Raw genomic sequence first — 20,591 nt, forward strand, 5'->3', positions numbered from 1 at the left:
GGCAATTGGGTCATTGTCTAAAAAGTATGGCTGGCGCTTCAGAGTATGTGATAGACTCCTTTCCGGTAGCGGTGTGTGATAATATTCGAATCAGCCGATGCAAATTATTGCGGGGCAAACAATGGAGAGGTAAACAGTGTAGTATGCGCCGGTACTTTTATGGAGTAAAAGTTCCGGTATTGGTCAATTCCTCAGGCATTCCGGTTGAATTTGGATTTGTGCCGGGTTGTGAAAGCGATGTACAGGCTTTGAAAAAACTACCATTGGCAGTGGCGGCAGAGAGCAGGATTTATGGAGATTCCGCCTATACTGATTACCAGATAGAGGATGATATGAAAGAAACTGATTTGATCGAACTGATGATTCAACGTAGAAGCAATTCTAAAAGACCGGATGAGCCCTGGATACGGTTCATTAAAGAACAGATGAGAAAAGGAATAGAAACATCCTTTAGCGAAATAAAGGCGCTATTCCTTAGAAAAATACACGCAGTGACCTTTAAAGGATTCCTGCTCAAACTGGTAATGTTTATTCTGGCTTTTACACTGAATAAGCTTACCAATTAACTAGCAACTTGAATTAATTAATATTTTGAGGTGCTGGACCCGGTGTAAATAATTTAGCTGTCCCGTAGGGACAACAGGTTGGTAACAAAAAAGGGGAAATGATGCCTCTCGTCCCGTAGGGACGGTTGGTGATTCAGAGAAATGTTTTATCTTTTTTAAAATATTTTCTCATGGCCAATACCTATACTCAATTGCATATTCAATTTGTTTTTGCAGTTCAATACAGGGCAGCTCTGATTGATGCTTTATGGAAAGAAAGATTACATCAATATGTAACAGGAATTTTTCAAAAAAACCAACACAAGATGTTACAGATTAACAGCATGCCTGATCATGTGCATGTCCTGATAGGACTTCGTCCGAATCAATCCATTTCCTCATTAATGCAGGTTGTTAAAGCAGAGAGTACAAACTGGATCAACGATAATAAATTGACGAAAGAAAAATTTGCCTGGCAAGGCGGCTACGGTGCATTTTCGTATGCTAAAAGCCAGTTACCCCGGGTAATTTCTTACATTCAAAACCAGGAAATTCATCATAAAAAGCAAACTTTTTTAGATGAATACAGGGCTTTTTTAAAAGCATTTGAGGTGGAATATGACGAACAATATATTTTTAAAGAGCCGATCTGATTTTTATTTTTTTCAACAATCATCACATGACGCCCCTATGGGGCATAAAAACATTACCTGTTTCTTTCTACCAACCGATTGTCCCGCTGGGACAAACAAACGGATCATATTATTCCAGCACCTCGAAATATTAATTACCCCGCACTCATATTTACAAAGGTTCGGTGATAATTCAGGGTTTAAGCCATAAACAGGATTATTTTTATCTTTCACTGAAATCGTTAAGTGTCATGTTCAAATATTTGGTCGTTACCCTATCTGTGACCGTAGTGGTTTTTCTGCAAGCTTGTGTTCCCGGCTCGTACAGCAAAACAAACAAAAGTTATAAGAAACAGGCCAAAGGCTATGCCAAATTGTTGCGTGCATATCCCGTAGAAGATTCAGCCGGTTTGCCTTATGCTACAGAATGGGTCGGTACCACTAATTTCAGTATGCGGCGTCCTAATTATGTAATCATTCACCATACGGCGCAAAACAGTTGTGAGCAAACCTTAAAAACGTTTACATTGACCCGCACCCAGGTAAGTTCTCATTATGTTATTTGCAAAGACGGAACAGTGCATCACATGTTGAATGATTTACTGCGGGCACATCATGCCGGTGTTAGTAAATGGGGTAATGCATCCGACATCAACAGTAGCAGCATCGGTATTGAAATTGACAACAACGGGCTTGAATCATTTACCGATGCGCAGATAAATACTTTACTGGCCCTGTTGCAACGATTGAAAAACGCCTATACTATTCCGATAGCGAATTTTATTGGTCATGCCGATATAGCACCGGGAAGAAAGGTTGATCCCAACCGCAACTTTCCCTGGCAGAAACTGGCAGAGCAGGGTTTTGGCTATTGGTATGATACAACCAATGTGGAAGTGCCTGCTGATTTTAATGCTATGCAGGCATTGCGCATTATTGGTTATGATATCAAAAAAGAAGAAAATGCTATTCAATCGTTCAAATTGCATTTCGTGCAAAATGATTCAACTCAAGTTTTAACTGATAGTGATAAGAAAATATTAGTCGATCTGCAAAAAAAGTATCAATAACGACTTCTTCTATGCATTCTGCGCTTTTTTGCCTGTTATGAGTTAATTTTATCGGATAGTAAATGATTGTCCCACTGAAAATTCTTTTATAGCAACATGGTTGTTCGCCATCTTATTTGACGATAAATAATCTGAATGACAGCAGAACATCAGCGGCTGGCGGTGAATGCCGGTAAAGAAATTCCTTTGGTGCAATGGGGTCCCTACCTGAGCGAACGACAATGGGGTACTGTGCGGGAAGATTACAGCGTATACGGAGATGCCTGGCATTATTTTCCATTTGACCATGCACACTGCCGTGCTTATTTGTGGGGAGAAGATGGCCTCGCAGGTATCTCAGATTTTTTCGGAAATCTTTGTTTTTGTATTGCACTATGGAATGGCAAAGATCCCATATTGAAAGAAAGACTTTTTGGATTAAGTAATCCACAGGGCAATCATGGAGAAGATGTGAAGGAGTTGTATTATTACCTCGATAATCTTCCGACGCATTATTACATGGAGTATTTGTACAAATACCCGCAGCAAGCTTTCCCCTACGATCAATTAAGGCAGGAAAATCAAAAACTGAATAAACAGGAACCTGAGTATGAGATACTGGATACGGGTGTGTTCAACAACAACCAGTATTTCGATGTATTGGTAACATACGCCAAGCAAGGTGCACAGGATATTTTTATAAAAATTGATATTACCAACCGGTACAGCAAGTCTGCGGAGATTCATGTATTGCCTACCTTATGGTTTTACAACCGGTGGGATGGCGGCAGTTTCAGGGAGAAGCCGTCAATTACTTATGTAAATAAAAACACCGTTAGGGCCGATCATGAAAGACTGGGTGATTACTATTTTTATTTTCAATCCACGGAAAAAATTTTTTTTACCGAAAATGAAACCAATACCGAAAAGGTAAGTGGGATGCCTAATGAATCTATTTTCGTTAAAGATGCATTTCACGATGCGATCATCAACGGAAAAAATGTCAAAGAACTTTCTGAAAAACAGGTGGGCACTAAGTTTTCCCCTGTGTATAAAATGCGGGTCGCCGCAGGTGCTACCAAAACAATTTATTGCCGGTTGAACAATAAGTTAATGGATAATCCATTTAGCCGGGGGTTTAAAGATATTTTCTCTACTCGAAAACAGGAAGCCGATGATTTTTATGCGGCGATTTTGCCAAAGGGGATGAGTGAAGATATGGCAAGAATACAAAGGCAGGCCTTAGCTGGTATTTTGTGGAGCAAGCAATATTATCACTTTGACGTAGAGGAGTGGTTGAACAAAACAGATGGCATAACCCCTATTAACAATAACCGCCTTACGGGCCGGAATAATGATTGGACGCACCTGAAAAACCAGGACATCATAATGATGCCTGATAAATGGGAGTATCCCTGGTATGCGGCATGGGACCTGGCTTTTCAATGTATTTCCATGGCTGTGGTTGATCCCACGTTTGCCAAACATCAATTGCTGTTGGTAATGCGTGAATGGTATATGAAACCGGATGGACAATTACCGGCATATGAATGGAACTTCAGTGATGTTAACCCGCCGGTACAGGCATGGGCTGCGATGCAGGTATACAATATTGAAAAAAAGCAAACAGGAAAGGGCGACATTAATTTTTTAAAAAAGGTATTTCAAAAACTGCTGATCAACTTTACGTGGTGGATCAATCGAAAAGACGTAAGAGGTAACAATATCTTTGAAGGCGGCTTCCTGGGTTTGGATAATATCGGAGTTTTTAATCGCAGTTTTCATTTTGCCGGTGAAATGCAGTTGGAACAGGCGGATGGTACAAGCTGGATGGGCACCTATGCACTGGACATGATGGACATGGCAGTGGAAATAGCGATGCAGGATGCCTCGTTTGAAGATACAGCCACCAAGTTTTTTGAGCATTTTGTGTTAATCGCCGAATCGCTTAATCAACATGGTCTTTGGAACGAAGAAGACCGATTTTTCTATGATATATTGTGTGTGACGGGGGCGGCGCCTATTCCGCTGCGGATTCAATCGATTGTAGGTATTACGTCCTTATATGCGGTGTCTACCATCAGCAAAAAAGTTTTAGACCGGCTTATTGATTTCAAAAAGCGTATAACCTGGTTTGAAAACTATCGTAAAAAGAATAAAAAATTTTGGCCCAATGAGGAAAGAAGCAATGACGGTGAAACCTTGTTGTCGTTGATTCCAAAGGAGAGGTTGGTTGATTTACTCAAACCCCTGTTGGATGAAAACGGGTTTTTATCTGACGGAGGAATAAGGGCATTATCCAAATATCACGAAGAGAAACCTTACTCCGTGACGGTGGATGGAATTATCTACAGCATAAAATATGACCCCGGTGATTCAACCTCCGATATGTTTGGCGGCAACTCCAACTGGCGCGGACCCGTGTGGATGCCCATCAACTTCCTTATCATTCAATCCATCCGTAAATACGGTGAGTTCTATGGCGATACGTTGCTCGTCGAGTACCCAACAGGATCGGGCAATAAAATAACTCTTACCCAGGTAGCCAACGAATTGACCAAAAGAGTGATCAGCTTGTTTGAACAAAATGGAGATGGGAAACGTCGTTTATACGGAAAGTATAGCTGGTTTTATGAGCAGCCGGCCAATCAGCACCTGCTTACTTTTTATGAATATTTTCATGGGGACAGTGGCAGAGGATTAGGCGCCAGCCATCAAACGGGTTGGACGGCTTTGGTAGCGGAGCTGATCAGTGAGTATGGCGGCCATAAGCCCATTGAATAATTGAAAATTAATCTCTGAAACAGGAACGGTATGCTCCCGGTGTAATACCTTCTGTTTTTTTGAACAGGCGAACAAAATAATTGACATCACTAAACCCGCATTGCAAACTCACATTGGTGATGCTAATATTTTTATCGGTCAGTAATTGTTTGGCGAGTTTCACCCGTTCTTTATTGATGTATTCCAATGGCGTGATACCAAATTGTTCTTTAAACCAGGCAAAAAACAAATTGCGGCTCATATAAGCACGGCGGCTGAGTTTGTCGACAGCTATCTTTTCCGTCAAATGCTCATGGATATAATGCAACACATAATGAAGCCTGTTTTGATTGTTGTTGTTGCCACTGTCAGCCTTTACTTGTTGCAGGTGCTGGCTTTGTACGAGGCGTATCAGTAGTTCCTTCAGGTTTAGATCTGCAAAAATATTTTTGGCCTTGTCTCCGCTGCTGCAGACCCGCATTAGCTTGTTGATCAAATCTGTTACTTCAGTATCATTGTCAAAATGATATTGATTGAACTGTAGTTTCCATTCATGTTCTTCCGACCGGTCACTATTGTAAAAAGTATTAAGATACTGCAACGTGTTGTTTACATATCGTTCATCAACGGCCAGGGCAATACATTGTGTAGGATTTTCTGCCTGCGCTTCGGGGAAATCGATCACCATAGTTTCATTAGCGGGCACAATAACTGTTTCACCCGGCAAATAATCAAATGAAGGTTTGTCAAAAAGATGCATTACCTTTTTTCCACGCACCATGCTGGTAATGACAAAATCACTGAACGTTAATGGCACACGGTAAGTTTCCTGGTAGCTTTCAAAAATATTCAGTTCGCAATTATTCAGGTTAAAAATACGGCGATTTTCTACCAGCGTTTGCAGGTATTTGGGATGGGTGAGATCAATCTTATTTAAATAATTCCTGGCAGCCACAACCATTTTTTGTAAACTCAATAATAGCTATTCTTTTTAATCTGCCAAATGATTTTGGTACGATCGTGCTACAAATAAGTACAAAATTCACCCGGATTCACCTGATTTTTTTAAAAATTGGATCATTATTTAACGATTAAAACGCTTACATATGAGTACAGCAACAGTTTCAGCCCCTAAATCCAATGTGGCTGCCCGCCCAAAATTTAAAGACAAATACGATCATTATATTAACGGTGAATGGATAGCACCCAATAGCGGTGAATACTTCGATAATATCTCTCCTATCGACGGAAAAGTATTTACAAAAGCAGCCCGCGGCAATGCAAAAGATATTGATAAAGCTATTGATGCGGCACAATCCGCTTTTCAATCATGGGGAAAAACAGCCGCCAGTTATCGCAGTAATATTTTGCTAAAAATAGCGCAGGTACTTGAAGACAATTTAGAGTATCTCGCTGTCGTGGAAACAATTGATAACGGAAAGGCATTGCGGGAAACAAGAGCTGCGGATCTTCCATTGGTGATAGATCATTTCCGGTATTTTGCCGGTGTTATTCGGAGTGAAGAAGGTACGGTAAGTGAGCATGATGAGACTACTGTCAGTATCAACTTGCATGAACCTATCGGCGTAGTAGGACAAATCATCCCATGGAATTTTCCATTATTGATGGCCACCTGGAAAATAGCCCCGGCATTAGCCGCAGGTTGTACAGTTGTAGTAAAACCGGCAGAACAAACACCCACCAGCATCATGGTATTGATGGAACTGATCGGTGATATTTTGCCAAAAGGTGTTTTAAATATCGTGACAGGTTTCGGTCCGGAGGCAGGTAAACCGTTAGCATCATCCCCAAGAGTAAACAAAGTTGCATTTACCGGGGAAACAACAACCGGCAGATTGATCATGCAATATGCATCCGAGAACCTGATACCGGTGACGATGGAACTCGGCGGTAAGAGCCCTAATATTTTCCTTGAATCGGTGGCGGATGCCGATGATGAATTTTTTGATAAGGCTGTAGAAGGCGCCGTGATGTTCGCATTAAACCAGGGTGAGGTTTGTACCTGTCCTTCAAGAATACTGGTACATGAGAAAATCTATGAGAAGTTCATGGATCGGGTGATACAAAGAACGAAGGCGATCAAACTGGGAAATCCTTTGGACGGCTCAGTGATGATGGGCGCACAGGCGTCAGAAGACCAGTATAATAAAATTTTAAGTTACCTGGATATCGGAAAACAGGAAGGAGCGCAGGTACTTTGCGGCGGAGAAGCCTTTCATCAAAACAGTGGGTTAGAGCATGGCTATTACATTAAGCCTACTATATTCAGGGGCCATAACAAGATGCGCATATTTCAGGAAGAGATCTTTGGGCCTGTTACTTCGGTGACGACGTTTAAAACAACCGAAGAAGCTATCGCTATAGCTAATGATACCTTATATGGATTAGGTGCTGGTGTCTGGACAAGAGATGCACATGAAATGTACCAGGTGCCAAGAGCGATACAGGCGGGAAGAGTTTGGGTGAACTGTTACCATGCTTACCCGGCCCATGCTCCTTTTGGTGGCTATAAGAAGTCTGGTTTTGGAAGAGAGACACACAAGATGATGCTCAATCATTACCGCCAAACTAAGAATATGCTTATTTCCTACAATAAACAAAAGCTCGGATTTTTCTAGTTCGCAATGTTAGAGGCAAGCAAAACGGTGGCCCGTAAGCCACCTTTTTTCTTTTAAAAAAGTAAGATGGCTATAAAAAGAATACTGGCGACTGATGCGGCACTTGAATTAATTCAGCGCTTAAAGCAAACGCACGGTCCATTGATGTTTCATCAAAGTGGTGGCTGTTGCGATGGCAGCCAGCCGATGTGCTTTGCCGGGGGCGAATTTAAAGTTGGCGGAAGCGATGTTTGTCTGGGTGAAGTGGATGGCTGTAAATTTTATATGTCCGCCGATCAATTTGAGTATTGGAAACATACACAACTGATCATGGATGTAACACCCGGACGAGGTAGTAGCTTTTCATTGGAGATACCTTTGGGTGTTCGCTTTTTTATCCAGTCTAAATTGTTTACGGAAACTGAACTGGAAGACCTGGAACCTATGCTGGAAAAATAGAGATGCCTTACAGTTTGGCATAACTATTTCTGTCATTTCAAAAAATGATAGTTATGAACAAGGGTATTAAAGCCTTGCTGGCCTTTGTTTTACTGGCAGGCTCTTGCAACAACGAAGGAAAAACCTCTACACAAGTAGAAAAAGATTCTATAACTCCTCCCAACATGATAGCAGAGGATACTCTGTCATCGGGTTGTTATTCTCAAATAGTACAACGTGATACATCTTCTCTACAGTTACAAAAAAAGGGTAGTAGTTTAACCGGTGCTTTATCTTATTCCATTTACCAGAAAGATCGTAATGACGGAACGGTAATGGTAGAGCAGTCAGAAGACATTATAAAGGGATGGTACCTGTTTAAGTCAGAGGGAATAATTTCTGTTCGACAGGTCGCCTGGAAGATAAATGGCGAAGAACTATGGCCTGCCACCGGTGAAGTGACACAAAAAAATGACACGACACTATTTGCTAAACCTGATCAATTGAGATTTGACAGCACCAGGCCTTTTAAAAAAGTTTCCTGTGTTATTTAGGCGCCTAATTCATCGATGCACTGATTTTTCCTGATAACTCTGTTGACTTGATTGAGTACTTTTGAAGGAATAAAATAACAGTATGGAATTTGGACGGGTAGATGAAAATGAATTGCCGCATATTGATTTTTCTTTACCGGCAGAACCTGCTTTCAATAAGGCTGTACTAAAAGGAAAGCCTGCTAAGAATGCTAAAGTTTATCTGGGTTGCGCTAAATGGGGAAGGGAAGAATGGGTTGGAAAAATATATCCGCTAAAAACCAGGGAGAAAGATTTTTTGCAGCATTATGTTCAGCATTATAATTGTATCGAATTAAACGCTACGCATTATAAAATTTATGGTGAGCCGGGCATCCGTAAATGGGCTGATAAAGCAAAAGGAAAAGATTTTTTGTTTTGTCCAAAGATGTATCAGGGGTTGACACATAAAGGAAAGTTAGATGCAAGGCATCCTCTCCTTAATGAATTCTTCAGGGGTATCGTTGCTTTTGAAAAACATTTAGGCCCCGTCTTTGTACAGGTGAGTGATACATTTTCTCCCAAACGGAAACAGGAATTGTTTGATTTTCTTTTGGCACTACCAAAGGACCTGCAATTCTTCCTGGAAGTCCGGCATCCCGATTGGTTTGGCAAAGAGAAAGAAAGGACGGATCTATTTGCATTTTTACGGGATAACAATTTCGGGGCGGTGATCACCGACACAGCCGGACGCAGGGATTGTGCCCACATGCACCTAACGGTTCCGAAAGCATTTATCCGTTATGTAGGCAATAGCCTGCATCCAAGCGACTATACAAGAAGTGATGCCTGGGTGAAGCGGATGAAATACTGGCTGGAAAATGGATTAGAAGAATTATATTTTTTTATGCATATGCATGATGAAGCTACTTCGCCTGAACTAACTGTTTATTTGGTTGATAAACTGAATAAGGAGTGCCGGTTGAATTTGATAAAGCCAAAATTTATAGAGAGCGGACTAGCATCTAAAGTTTCTCAAAAAGGATTATTTGATTAATAGATTCAATCGCTGATAAGATTCATGATGAGTTTAATCATCAATTCCTTGGTAGAAGGATCGCTTTGTGCAACTAATAGGGCTAGAGCTACTAAAGCGTTGTCATTAATTTTCGCTTCATTGGTCTTTCTTAATAAATATTTGTTACGCTGTAAGAACCAAATAAACAAAAAGGCTCCGATACGTTTGTTACCATCGGCAAACGGATGATTTTTTATTGTAAAATACAGCAGATTTGCGGCTTGTTCTTCAATTGTTGGATACAGGTATTCTCCATCAAAGGTTTGTATAACACTTTTTAATAGACTTTTAAAGCCATCGTCCCGCTGTCTGCCGAATAACTCGGATGCTTCATGCACCTCCAGCAATTTTCTCTTTAACTCTTCAATAGCAGTAACAGCTTCCTTATATTTTATTTCATAAGTAAGTTTTTTATCTGATGAAGTAGTTTCAAGACTTTCAGTATCAAATTTGTTAAGTAAAACAAATGAACGGGTATATTGGGAAATGATTTCCAGTAGACCTTGGGTTTCGTTATTCGTCAGTTCTTTTTTGCCAACCGTTCTTTTTAAAAACTCTACGGTTTGTTGTAATTCTTTCCATTTCTCTTGTTGCTCCTTCAGTCTTTTCTCATTAACGGTATAACCTTTTACCAAATGATCCTTTAGCGTTTGAGTTGCCCAAATACGAAATTGAGTGCCTCTTTTGGATTTAACACGATATCCAATTGAAATAATGACATCAAGATTGTATAAATTTACCTTGTATTTTTTCCCATCAGAGGCAGTTGTCAAGGATTCCTTGACAACTGTTTTTTTGTCTAACTCCTTCTCCTTGAATATATTGTTTATATGCAAACTAACATTCTGCTTGGTTTGTTGAAATAACTCAGTAACCTGACTCTGATTTAGCCAAACCGTTTCTTGCTCGAGTAAAACCTCTAACTGACTCTTCCCATCTTCCGTTTTATAAAGTAATATTTCCCCTTTTTTATCCATGGTCCAATTTACAAATTTTAGGGTCAGCTAATTGCATACAGTTCATTCCATCGTGTCGTATATCGTGGGCTTCTCAATTCCTGCCGCATTTTCCAATCCCGGGTAGTTCCGCTGGCCGCAAACTTTAATACATCATCCCGCTGACTGAAATTGACATTGTCAATCATATCCATCAGTTTTCGTTCGCAGTTTTTATTTTCCGATAAAAATAAATTTCCCTGTATGGATTCATCAGGAACAATACCACTCAGCATAACGCCGGCTTTTTTGTACAGCGTACCTTTGGTATAAAGCTTATCTACCAACTCAACGGCAGGTTTGATTAATTCGTTGGTAAATGATGTGGCAACAGGAAGCATCATTGAAGTAGTTAAGGTACCGCTTGCATAACGGTCCTTAAAATCGATCAGGTGATTCTGTTCTTTGGCAACGACAAAAATGCTAATCATTTTGGCTGCACTTTTTTGTCTTCTGAGCTTTTCGGCTGCTCTTGATGTGTAAGTGGCTATTGCTTCTTTAATGTCGCTGATATTACCAACCGGGCTGCCAAACATGCGGGTGGTAGCGATCATTTTCTTGGTGACCAGTTCGTCTTCCATTTCTTTTGTCGGAATTCCTTTCAACTCTCTTATCATTCTTACACCAACTACGCCGCCGAGGTGAGTGTGAGTAAACTCCTCGCTCATATTTCGCAACTGCAATGCATCATAAATGCACCAGAGTTCTTTTAACTTTTTGGCATATTGATGGCCTATTCCCCAGATATCACCTACGTCCGTTTTACGTAAAGCGTCAGTGATTTTGTCATCGGTGTCAAGTACCATTACGCAACCTGTCTTTTCTTTGTTTTTTTTCGAAAGCCGGTTTGCCAGTTTAGCCAGCACTTTTGTAGGTGCGACACCCACTGATACTTTAATACCGGTCCATTGTTCTACGGTTTCTCTTATGTCCTTTGCAATAGAAGGAAGATCTTCTACAGGAAAAATGCTCAAATCTAAAAAAGCTTCGTCTACAGAATACACTTCTACATTTTGTTTGCCTACAATCGTCCTAAGCGTTTCCATTACCCGCCAGCTCAGATCGCCATACAGGTTATAGTTGGAAGAAAATACGGCTACATTATGTTTTTTAATCAACGGCTTCGCCATAAAATAAGGACCTGCCATTTCCACTCCCAGTTTCTTCGCTTCATCACTTCGGGAAATGATACAACCATCGTTGTTACTTAATACAACAACCGGCTTATTGTCAAGATGCGGCTTAAACAACCTTTCGCAGGAACAATAAAAATTATTGCAATCAACTATTGCTTTCATGTGCTTATTTTATTTTAACGCCAGGTCACATGGTCCCGACAAAGTTGGGATTCATCGCTGTTGGTATAATAACTCGTCCGCCGCGGCGGATTATGGCTCATTTCATTTGAAAATTTTTATGACTCTTCTCATATTGCTGTTCGTTGCATTTTGCTGTTCTTATTCGACTGGTAAGCTTGTAATGAACTGTCCAGTACATGTATCACGCAAGTCACCACGCCCCAGGCATTGTATTGGCTAAATTCACCAACTTCAACTGCCTGATGATTTTTATTTTCGGCAGTCAATATCATTTTATTAAAACTCAACTGAAGGCGACGCACCAGCAATTCTCCATCTACTGCTGCTACGATGATTTTGCCATTGCTTGCTTTCACACTACGATCAACCACTAATATATCGTTCGGATAGATGCCGGCACCCACCATCGCTTCCCCGGTCATACGAAAGAAAAAGGTGGCGGGTTTGTTCATGATCAGCTGCTCATTCAAATCGATACCACGTTCCATATAATCATCGGCCGCAGCGCCGAAGCCAGTGGCGTTGGCGGTCTTTACTTCTTTTTGGGTGAACTGCCTGGAGCCCTTGTAGGCTGCACCATAAAATTCTTCACTGTCCATAAAAAAGATTTTTTGATTAGCTAAAAATTTTAGTAAATTTATGCTAAATATTTGATCATACTAAAATTTCTTTATGCAGCGGGAATTCATACAGCCAGAAATGCCTTTTGACAATTTCAGGGGCATGAAGGAGTATTTATTGGTCATTCAACCAGATGATGAGGTATATAATAAAGTGAGTAAAGAAAAGCAATGCTTTTATGAGCAATACCGGCAAAAAGTTTCTATCAAAACAAAGCCACATATTACGATAGCCAATTTTATGGCTCGTGAAGAGATGGAAGAAACGATGATACGCTGGATTCAACGTATCGGGCTTCAGCATGGCAGTTTCCCTGTAACATTAAATAATTACAGTGGATTCCCGCCTCATACTGTTTACCTGAGGGTTCAGGACCATCAACCGTTCAAAAGATTGGCTACTCAGTTGCGGGTTATTGATACCTATGTACGGTCAAGTGGATGCCCGCCGGTTTATTTGTGTAGCCGGCCACATATGACCATTGCCCGCAGGCTTCCTGAGAAAGTGTATGAAAAGGCCATGATGGATTATTCGCAAAAAACATTTATTGAAACGTTTGCTGCCCGTGAGTTAACACTTCTCAAACGGGACCATCAATATGATGGCTGCGAGGTGGTAAGCAGATTTCAACTACCGGCAAATAACAATAATCTTTTCAATTAATACTTAATCTTATGCAACTGGATATAACAACAACCTTACCCGGCTATCGAATTAATGAGTATTTGCTTGTATTAAGTCCCCATGAAGAATTATGGAACAGAATAATAAAGGTTAAGGAGGAGTTTGGTGACAAATACCAATCAGATCAGGCCAAATGGAGCAAACCACATATAACGCTGGCCAATTTTGTACAATATGAAATGATGGAAGAGCGGCTGATCAACCGGCTGAAAGTGGTCGGTATGGCATTCCCGCCATTTAAAGTAGAATTAAAGGATTTTGGCAGCTTTCCTTCGCACACCATTTTCATTAATGTTACTTCCAAAGTTCCCATTCAAAGCCTGGTAAAACAAGTGCGCAGTGAAGCCCAGCGCCTGATGAAATTGAATGATGAAAATAAACCGCACTTTATCATGGAACCCCATGTAACGATTGCCAGAAAGTTGCAACCCTGGCAGTACGATAAAGGCTGGCTTGAATACAGTAATAAAAATTTCACCGGGCGGTTTATTGCTAATGAAATGACATTGCTACGAAGGCCCGTCGGTGAAAAGAAATATAAAACGGTAAGACGATTTGAGCTTCAAAACCTCCCGGTGTTGACAAAGCAGGGGGAGTTGTTTGGATAAATTTTAAATCAGGGAGAGACTATGTTAAAAAGCAACGCTGACGTTTATTATAACCATTAACCGAACGAGAGCAATGGCTGGCAGCGCTGATTATTGATATCGCAATATCAATACATAAGGCATTTGGACCCGGGTTACTTGAAAGTGTTTATGAAAAATGCTTTTGTTACGAGTTGACAAAACGGAAAATTAAATTTCAAAGACAAAAAGTTGTTCAACTGATGTATGATGAGCTTGTCATTGATGAAGGCCTTCGTATTGATATTTTGGTTGATGAGTTGATTGTTGTCGAATTAAAAGCCCAGGAATATTATCATCCGGTTTGGCAGGCTCAGGTATTAAGCTATCTTAAACTTAGTAATAAACGATTGGGCTATATCCTGAATTTTAATATGCCAGTAATGAAGGATGGCATTTCAAGATTAATACTATAAGGAGATTTTGGAACACAGGGACACGGAGTCACAAAGTCACAGGTGTTGTCAAGGTGAACTAATTTTTCTTATCGTGCCTCTGTGTTTCAGAACAACTTTTCCTATAATAATAAATAAAATTCCATGTCAGAAAAACTAAAGCAGGATCATTTTAAGGTCGCTGCGAAAAATAAAGAAGAATCGGAGCAATACCTGCAGGGCAGGGGTGCGCAATTCAACACAAAGAACCGGTTTCTAAAAGATGAGCGAACAAGAGAACATATTGAAGGCATCGACGATTGGAGCGAGGAAAATGTTGCGACACAATATTTGGAACAGGAATCAAAAACCATTGTCAACAAGGTGGACAGCCCCGATGTAGGGATGATGTACAGCATGAACCCCTATGCCGGTTGCGAACATGGTTGTATCTATTGCTATGCCCGGAATGTACATGAATACTGGGGTTATAGCGCCGGTCTTGATTTTGAACGGAAGATCATTGTAAAAAAAAATGCACCGCAACTGCTTCGAAAATTTTTGATGCATCCGAAATGGGATGCTACACCCATCATGCTCAGCGGTAATACAGATTGTTACCAGCCGGCGGAGCAAAAATATCGTTTGACGAGAGGATTGCTGGAAGTATGCAATGAGTTTAACCAGTCAGTGGGAATACTGACAAAAAATTCCTGGATATTGAAAGATAAAGATGTATTGCAGGAAATGGCGAAGAAAAGAATTGTATCGGCGATGGTTTCCATCACGTCTTTCAATGAAGATCTAAGGCGGGTAATGGAACCCAGGACAACTACTGCAAAACAAAAATTAAAGGTAATCAATGAGCTCAGCAATGCCGGCGTACGCATGGGTGTCATGATGGGCCCTATGATACCGGGACTGAATGAACATGAAATGCAACGGATCATGAAAGAGGCTAGGGATAATGGCGCCACTTTTACTGCTTATACTTTTATCCGTTTGAATGGAGCAATTAAATTCTTATTTCATGATTGGTTGTATAAAAATTTTCCTGACCGGGCGGACAAAGTGTGGCACCTGCTTGAGCAAAGCCACGATGGAAAGGTAAATGACAGTCGATGGGGCGTACGGATGAGAGGTGAAGGGGCAATTGCGCAAATGGTAGCACAACAATACAAAAAGTATGGTAAGCTGTATGGAATGAATGCAGAGGAATGGCATTTGGATACGAGTATTTTCAGGAGGCCGGGGGAGCAGGGGAGATTGTTTTAGACTTATTTTTACGTTAAACAGAATTACTGTTATTTTATACTTTGTAATTTTATAGTGGCCATGATAACAATTTCTCATAAGCAACAGTTAGGGACAGGCATTTACACAGTTCCAGATATTGGCAGGCTTTTGGGCCTTCCACAAGCTAAAGTTCGGCGTTACTTAAACGAATACTGGGATGAAAGACTGGGAAAGAGATTTTTTAATGAAACTTATTCATGGTCTGCTGGAAATAATATCAAGGCAGTAAATTTTTATACACTTATTGAACTGTATACCTGTTTCCATTTACAAGAATTGGGAGTTTCTCCAAGACAGATTTTGAAATCAAGAGTCGCAATCGCAGAAGATTTACGAATCCCCTATCCATTTGCAAGTGCGAATCTTTTAAGTGATGGGAAAAAAATTTGGTATGAGTTTAAAGATAGTGTCGTAAATGCAGACGGATCCAAGCAAACGGATTTCGTAGAGTTTATTCGGAAATTTGCAAATAAAATTGAGTTCAATTCAAGCAAAATAGCTGAAAAATTCTGGCCAGCAGGAAGAAAAAGTGATGTTGTAATCAATCCCCATCATCAATTTGGCCAGCCAGTGTTGAACGGGACAAATATTAATGCCGAGGTGATTTTTTCAATGTACGAAAGCGGCGAATCTGTGGAGTCTCTTGGTATTCTTTATGATTTGACCCAGAAACAAGTTAATGACGCAATATCCTTTTATAAAAAATCTACCGCATGACAGAGGTTTTCATTGATGAGAATCTATCAGAATATGTGGCGGATGCACTTAATTCCTTAAATAAGGGATATTTTAAAAACGTACTGGTTTATTCAACTAAAATTAAATTTGGTAAAGGACAGCCCGATGAGATTATAATTCCTTCCATAGGCAGGTCTAACGGTATTATGATAACTAAGGATTTAAATATTTACAAGACCAGATTGCAGTATCAGTTATGTGAGCAATACAAGATTGGAGTTTTCTTTATTAAAATGCAGAGAGGCATGGATAAACACTGGGAGATCGTCAAACTTCTTATTAACTCTTGGGAGGAAATTCTTGATAAAGTTGCTAAAGAAAAAAGGCCATTTGGATATGAGATTCCTATTAGAGGCAGAATGAAAAAAATATAGCATGTGCTGAAAGTTTTTGTAATAAGTGCCATTAAAAAAATAAGCTGATTGCTTAGTGAAAGAACTTATGATGCAATGCCGGCTATTGAAGAGGTAAACTTCTAAAAAATTACCTTGCCCACAAATAAATCACTTCTTTTGTTTCATCCGAAAAATCCTTAATGTCGTCTTCGGTAATTACTTTTTCAGCAAATAGCTGGGCAACGGTCATCAGCCATCTTGAGCCTCCTAAGCCATTATACCGGTTGGCAATAGCGCCGTCATGTTTTTCGATAACTTTAAAGAGCTTCAGGTATGCATCACGGGTATTTAATTTTTCCGTATGCCAATCCTGTAATGTCCGGCCAGCATCATTCAACGCATTGATGTAAGCTGTATTTAAACCCTTATCTATACATTGCCTGGCGATTTTCTTTTCTCTTTTTGATAAGTCGTAGTACATAAATATATTTTTAAGCAAAATTGATGCTTTAATTCTGCGGTGCGGCCCGGAATATGCCTTTGATATGTTTTTTGCAAAATTAACCGGATGTATTTTCGGGTGACAACTATTAAAATACTTGTTGATAATTTCAGTAGCTTTCATAAAAATTGCCGGCTATGGTAGATTTTAATCATCTTGAAGGAGACGAAAAGCTTAAAGCAGAAAATGAGTTTCTGAAAATGAAACTAATGCTGGAACAAGGGACACATTTCGCTGGTGATGACAATACTAATTTGCCGACAGAAATAGAAAACCAGTTTCTGAATAATGTAATGGCTTTTGAAAAACAGTTTGCGGAGCATAAGACAATAAAGCTGTATGATAAAATAGGAAGGCCAACACATTTTAAACCTGTAGCGGAAATTGCAGACGAAGATGTTGAAGAGGCATGGGACCAATTGAGTGAATATCTCAACGAACATGGTATTGACCTGAGTGTTTGCAGCCCCAACATTTCAGCAAGAGAACTGTATCGCTTTACCACCGAAGAATTGTTTGAACATGAAATGGGTGATATGGACCTGCCCGGCTGGACCACCAATTTTATTTATGATGAGTTTCATCCTGATCCGGTGTATGATAATTCAAGATTGGTAGAGCAAGATTTATTTAATGATATATTCCGGAAGGCTGATCTTTTTTATGATATACATTATGCTAAAGATGGTTTTGTTTTCAATGGCCTTTACTACAATGATTTTAAATTATACGGTGAAAGGATAAACAGGTTTAAGTCATTGTTTGATGAAATTGAAGTGGCTGAATTTAATGTTGATGACTGCACTGTAAAAGAAAACCATTGTTTGGTACGGGGGCAATACAAAGCCACGGCCAGGATGGGAGATGATGAATCAATTTTTACTGGTTCATATGCGGTAAAGCTGGTCATAAGTGAATTGGGATATTGGGACATGAAAGAAATACAGATCAGCGGTTTTAATCCTGATTGAAAAATAATTTTAAAATTTCTTATTCAAAATTTGGTAGCAACAAAAAATTATTTCAATCTTTGCATTCGCAAAACAAATTATATGCTCTGTAAACAAAGATTACATATTGAATCAATGAACTGGTTTAGTCCCAAAGGCGACTATACAGTTTGCGGGGCATGTAATGCTGCAGGATAAGTTGAAACAACGAATTCGCTCAAATACAGGCCCCGACAGAATCGTCGGGGTTTTTTTATACCCCCAACCCCTAAAGGGGAGGAATGTATGAAGTGTGTTTAAAGATGTAAGCGGCTTATGTATTTTTTGATTGATTGAATCTATTAACAAGAAAGAAATAAAAGTGCTGAAGCAATTACGACATAAACGATTTACAATGCAAATGCTTGATGACAGGCTATCGTCACTCAGATGCGATTGGTATGTGCAGGCGAATCAAAGTATTGAGCCCATAGGCAATGTGAATGATAGTGATCATAAACGACCGTGTTATATCTGTACGTAGTCCGCCACAAGTGGATTATACAAAGAAGCCCGGTCGCAGCAAACGACCGGGCTTCTTATTTATTGACAATTAAAGATGATGTTATGTTTCATTTATTCAGCAAAAGGATCAGCCATGTGATTGGGTTGTTCCAGGGACATTATGTTGATGTAAGATTGTTTTACACATTTCGCTTCAATGAGATGGCTGTAGTCAACTTCATAGGTGAACTGGATGCGTCAAAAGCTTTTCAGTATATCAGTGAACAATACAAACATAACATCACCGGTATTTACCAGCACAACTATTTTGATCATGAAAAGAAAGGTATCTTTTTTAACAACACCGTGTTTGTTTTGAAAGATAAAAGGATGATCGAGATAGCAGTCAATTACTGTCATGTGCTGCATAGCAACAAGCAGTATAACTGGGGAAATGAATTAACCCGTGAACTGGCCAAATTCCGTGCAGAAGCAGCATCTGCAAATGATAATAAAGTGATCGGTTTTGCACGCAGCAACAATATGAATTAATAAATGAATGAAAGAGATTATGTGCAGAAGGAGGAAATAAGCTTTCCCCGGAGATGCACGGGGAAGCTTTTCCAAAACGAAAGACCATTAAACCCAAATATGAAAAGGCAGTGGAGTACATCTTCACTGCAACTATAGCAGTATTCCAATTGGTTGGATACTTCGTTTGGAACGAAGAGGTTGCTGGTTCGAGTCCGGCCTGTTATACTTATGGCCCGTTCTTCTAATGGTTGAGGATATCATACTTTCTATGTGATGATACGGGTTCGAATCCCGTACGGGGTTACTTAGAGTTCGTTGGTGTAACGGCAAACATTTCAGATTGTCTATCTGGAGCTATGAGTTCGACTCTCATACGAACCGCTGAATTATATGCAGCATACGCATTGACGGTGGTGTGCCGGTCTTCCAAATCGGATGAGAGTGTTCGAATCACTCATGCTGCACTCATTATTGGATGGTGCAATGGTAGCATTTCAGAATTTGAATCTGAAGATGCTGGTTCGAGTCCGGCTCCGATAACAATTAATGTTGGCTTTAGCTTAACTGGTAAAGCGCCACACTGTGAATGTGGAGAACAGGGTTCGAGCCCCGGAGTCAACCAATGAAAAGAGTGCGGCTTGGTGTAACCGGCAACACGGTCATCTTCCTCCCTTTCTGGGAGGAAAACATAAGATGATTGTTTTCAGTTCAAATCTGAAAGCCGCACACGATAGCTTATAGTTCAACGGATGAGAATACTTCACTACGAATGAAGAGATGAAAGTTCGAATCTTTCTAAGCCAACTGTTTGAACTGGGATGAGTGGGATGTTTGAGATCAATGAGATGATCTTAGTAATTCCGATAATCTCATAAATCCTGGTTCAGACAATTTAAGCCTGTAGCCCAACAGGGAGAGGCAGTAGTCTCAGAAACTACTTTGTGTGAGTTCGAATCTCACCAGGCTGACAAAGAATTGTGGTTTAGAGTAACGGTTAACTCAGAAGTCTCATAAGCTTCAGATGTTGGTTCTAATCCAACAGCCGCAACAAATGATGACTTAGCTCAATGGTTGAGAGCATTACCCTGATACGGTAAAGGTTGATGGTTCGATTCCATCAGTCATCACAAAAAGGAATGCGACTTAATTCAATGGAAGAAGATCATCGTTACAAGGTGATAGTAGTTGGTTCGATTCCAACAGTCGCAACAATAAAGTCTCGTAGCTTAATTGGCCAGATGTACCCGGCTTTTAACCGGGGGGTTCTGGGTTCGAATCCCAGCAGGACTACAAAGGATGAATAGCTCAATGGAAGAGTCCGCCACGGGCGGATTAAGCGACAAGATGAAAGTTCGAGTCTTTCTTCATCCGCTTATAATGTTATTGCGAGCATATCGAAGCAAGTGAGTGCGCCAACGATGGTGAGTTGGGCTTGTCTGTAAAACAAGTGCCTTCGGGTTGAATAAGTTCGAATCTTATCACTCACACAAAAGGGAGAG

Annotated in this window: 21 protein-coding genes, 11 tRNA genes and 1 pseudogene; 28 read left to right on the forward strand and 5 right to left on the reverse strand. The window is 40.2% G+C overall.

The genetic code is table 11. The features are described from left to right. From P2W73_RS22730 to P2W73_RS22745, 4 genes are all read left to right on the forward strand, one after another. Window positions 1-566: IS982 family transposase (locus P2W73_RS22730; protein ID WP_276504409.1), on the forward strand; the 566-nt coding region annotated here is incomplete at its 5' end. 170 nt (window positions 567-736) lie between these two features. Beyond that, window positions 737-1,198 carry an IS200/IS605 family transposase gene (gene tnpA, locus P2W73_RS22735; RefSeq protein WP_276504410.1) on the forward strand — a complete coding sequence of 154 codons (462 nt, stop codon included), beginning with the start codon at window positions 737-739 and terminating at the stop codon, window positions 1,196-1,198. Window positions 1,199-1,428: 230 nt separating this feature from the next. Then, complete coding sequence (locus tag P2W73_RS22740) at window positions 1,429-2,247, forward strand: N-acetylmuramoyl-L-alanine amidase (RefSeq protein ID WP_276504411.1); 819 nt, start codon at window positions 1,429-1,431, stop codon at window positions 2,245-2,247. Between the two features lie 135 nt (window positions 2,248-2,382). Continuing rightward, complete coding sequence (locus P2W73_RS22745; protein WP_276504412.1) at window positions 2,383-5,010, forward strand: MGH1-like glycoside hydrolase domain-containing protein; 2,628 nt, start codon at window positions 2,383-2,385, stop codon at window positions 5,008-5,010. 7 nt (window positions 5,011-5,017) lie between these two features. Here the strand turns inward: P2W73_RS22745 and P2W73_RS22750 are convergent, their stop codons facing one another. After that, a complete protein-coding gene (locus P2W73_RS22750; protein ID WP_276504413.1) occupies window positions 5,018-5,965 on the reverse strand; it encodes an AraC family transcriptional regulator in 948 nt (315 codons plus the stop codon). A 130-nt stretch (window positions 5,966-6,095) separates the two neighbouring features. On the opposite strand from P2W73_RS22750, the gene P2W73_RS22755 reads away from it, so the two are divergent. From P2W73_RS22755 to P2W73_RS22770, 4 genes are all read left to right on the forward strand, one after another. Further along, a complete protein-coding gene (locus tag P2W73_RS22755) occupies window positions 6,096-7,628 on the forward strand; it encodes an aldehyde dehydrogenase family protein (protein ID WP_276504414.1) in 1,533 nt (510 codons plus the stop codon). Between the two features lie 66 nt (window positions 7,629-7,694). Then, entirely contained in the window at window positions 7,695-8,066 is a 372-nt protein-coding gene (locus P2W73_RS22760) for a DUF779 domain-containing protein (protein WP_276504415.1), read from the forward strand. 53 nt (window positions 8,067-8,119) lie between these two features. Continuing rightward, complete coding sequence (locus P2W73_RS22765) at window positions 8,120-8,599, forward strand: hypothetical protein (RefSeq protein ID WP_276504416.1); 480 nt, start codon at window positions 8,120-8,122, stop codon at window positions 8,597-8,599. A gap of 82 nt (window positions 8,600-8,681) precedes the next feature. Continuing rightward, entirely contained in the window at window positions 8,682-9,614 is a 933-nt protein-coding gene (locus tag P2W73_RS22770) for a DUF72 domain-containing protein (protein ID WP_276504417.1), read from the forward strand. A 5-nt stretch (window positions 9,615-9,619) separates the two neighbouring features. Here P2W73_RS22770 and P2W73_RS22775 read toward each other — a convergent pair whose 3' ends face one another. From P2W73_RS22775 to P2W73_RS22785, 3 genes are all read right to left on the reverse strand, one after another. Then, window positions 9,620-10,612, reverse strand: a complete 993-nt coding sequence (locus P2W73_RS22775) for a virulence RhuM family protein/type II toxin-antitoxin system death-on-curing family toxin (protein ID WP_276504418.1) — start codon at window positions 10,610-10,612, stop codon at window positions 9,620-9,622. Window positions 10,613-10,635: 23 nt separating this feature from the next. Then, a complete protein-coding gene (locus tag P2W73_RS22780; RefSeq protein WP_276504419.1) occupies window positions 10,636-11,928 on the reverse strand; it encodes a Y-family DNA polymerase in 1,293 nt (430 codons plus the stop codon). A 128-nt stretch (window positions 11,929-12,056) separates the two neighbouring features. Next, window positions 12,057-12,548, reverse strand: a complete 492-nt coding sequence (locus P2W73_RS22785; protein ID WP_276504420.1) for a LexA family protein — start codon at window positions 12,546-12,548, stop codon at window positions 12,057-12,059. 73 nt (window positions 12,549-12,621) lie between these two features. On the opposite strand from P2W73_RS22785, the gene P2W73_RS22790 reads away from it, so the two are divergent. The 6 genes from P2W73_RS22790 (at window position 12,622) to P2W73_RS22815 (ending at window position 16,662) form a co-directional block, all read left to right on the forward strand. Then, the gene (locus P2W73_RS22790) at window positions 12,622-13,233 is read left to right on the forward strand and encodes a 2'-5' RNA ligase family protein (protein WP_276504421.1); all 612 of its coding nucleotides are present in this window, start codon (window positions 12,622-12,624) and stop codon (window positions 13,231-13,233) included. An 11-nt stretch (window positions 13,234-13,244) separates the two neighbouring features. Next, window positions 13,245-13,862 carry a 2'-5' RNA ligase family protein gene (locus P2W73_RS22795; protein WP_276504422.1) on the forward strand — a complete coding sequence of 206 codons (618 nt, stop codon included), beginning with the start codon at window positions 13,245-13,247 and terminating at the stop codon, window positions 13,860-13,862. 92 nt (window positions 13,863-13,954) lie between these two features. Then, on the forward strand, window positions 13,955-14,296 hold the full coding sequence (locus P2W73_RS22800; RefSeq protein ID WP_276504494.1) for a GxxExxY protein: 342 nt from the start codon (window positions 13,955-13,957) through the stop codon (window positions 14,294-14,296). Between the two features lie 123 nt (window positions 14,297-14,419). Continuing rightward, window positions 14,420-15,529 carry a PA0069 family radical SAM protein gene (locus tag P2W73_RS22805; RefSeq protein ID WP_276504423.1) on the forward strand — a complete coding sequence of 370 codons (1,110 nt, stop codon included), beginning with the start codon at window positions 14,420-14,422 and terminating at the stop codon, window positions 15,527-15,529. Window positions 15,530-15,589: 60 nt separating this feature from the next. Further along, entirely contained in the window at window positions 15,590-16,267 is a 678-nt protein-coding gene (locus P2W73_RS22810; protein ID WP_276504424.1) for a DUF433 domain-containing protein, read from the forward strand. Continuing rightward, window positions 16,264-16,662, forward strand: a complete 399-nt coding sequence (locus tag P2W73_RS22815; RefSeq protein ID WP_276504425.1) for a PIN-like domain-containing protein — start codon at window positions 16,264-16,266, stop codon at window positions 16,660-16,662. Before P2W73_RS22810 ends, P2W73_RS22815 begins: the two co-directional genes overlap by 4 nt. A 109-nt stretch (window positions 16,663-16,771) precedes the next feature. Here the strand turns inward: P2W73_RS22815 and P2W73_RS22820 are convergent, their stop codons facing one another. Continuing rightward, window positions 16,772-17,104, reverse strand: coding sequence for a hypothetical protein (locus P2W73_RS22820; RefSeq protein ID WP_276504426.1), 333 nt, complete (start codon window positions 17,102-17,104; stop codon window positions 16,772-16,774). 158 nt (window positions 17,105-17,262) lie between these two features. Between P2W73_RS22820 and P2W73_RS22825 the strand changes: the two genes are divergently transcribed. From P2W73_RS22825 to P2W73_RS22890, 14 genes and pseudogenes are all read left to right on the forward strand, one after another. Next, on the forward strand, window positions 17,263-18,096 hold the full coding sequence (locus P2W73_RS22825; RefSeq protein ID WP_276504427.1) for a hypothetical protein: 834 nt from the start codon (window positions 17,263-17,265) through the stop codon (window positions 18,094-18,096). A 585-nt stretch (window positions 18,097-18,681) separates the two neighbouring features. Then, window positions 18,682-19,110 (forward strand): hypothetical protein, encoded by a 429-nt coding sequence (locus P2W73_RS22830; protein ID WP_276504428.1) that lies wholly within the window; start codon window positions 18,682-18,684, stop codon window positions 19,108-19,110. 134 nt (window positions 19,111-19,244) lie between these two features. After that, window positions 19,245-19,317: transfer RNA gene (locus tag P2W73_RS22835), tRNA-Pro, on the forward strand. A gap of 5 nt (window positions 19,318-19,322) precedes the next feature. Beyond that, a tRNA-Glu gene (locus tag P2W73_RS22840) sits at window positions 19,323-19,395 on the forward strand. An 89-nt stretch (window positions 19,396-19,484) separates the two neighbouring features. Further along, window positions 19,485-19,556, forward strand: a tRNA-Gly gene (locus P2W73_RS22845). Window positions 19,557-19,561: 5 nt separating this feature from the next. Further along, window positions 19,562-19,632: transfer RNA gene (locus P2W73_RS22850), tRNA-Gln, on the forward strand. A gap of 8 nt (window positions 19,633-19,640) precedes the next feature. Beyond that, window positions 19,641-19,713 (forward strand) — tRNA-His (locus tag P2W73_RS22855). A 110-nt stretch (window positions 19,714-19,823) separates the two neighbouring features. Continuing rightward, a tRNA-Arg gene (locus P2W73_RS22860) sits at window positions 19,824-19,896 on the forward strand. A gap of 90 nt (window positions 19,897-19,986) precedes the next feature. Then, window positions 19,987-20,057, forward strand: a tRNA-Leu gene (locus P2W73_RS22865). Window positions 20,058-20,068: 11 nt separating this feature from the next. Continuing rightward, window positions 20,069-20,140 (forward strand) — tRNA-Met (locus tag P2W73_RS22870). Between the two features lie 5 nt (window positions 20,141-20,145). Further along, a tRNA-Ile gene (locus P2W73_RS22875) sits at window positions 20,146-20,219 on the forward strand. Between the two features lie 10 nt (window positions 20,220-20,229). Next, window positions 20,230-20,301 (forward strand) — tRNA-Val (locus P2W73_RS22880). Window positions 20,302-20,307: 6 nt separating this feature from the next. Then, window positions 20,308-20,382 (forward strand) — tRNA-Lys (locus P2W73_RS22885). Window positions 20,383-20,386: 4 nt separating this feature from the next. After that, window positions 20,387-20,463: pseudogene (locus P2W73_RS22890) on the forward strand. Window positions 20,464-20,591 lie beyond the last annotated feature (128 nt).

Origin of the sequence: Terrimonas pollutisoli (assembly GCF_029360765.1) — a bacterium.
GTDB classification, from domain to species: Bacteria; Bacteroidota; Bacteroidia; order Chitinophagales; family Chitinophagaceae; genus Terrimonas_B; species Terrimonas_B pollutisoli.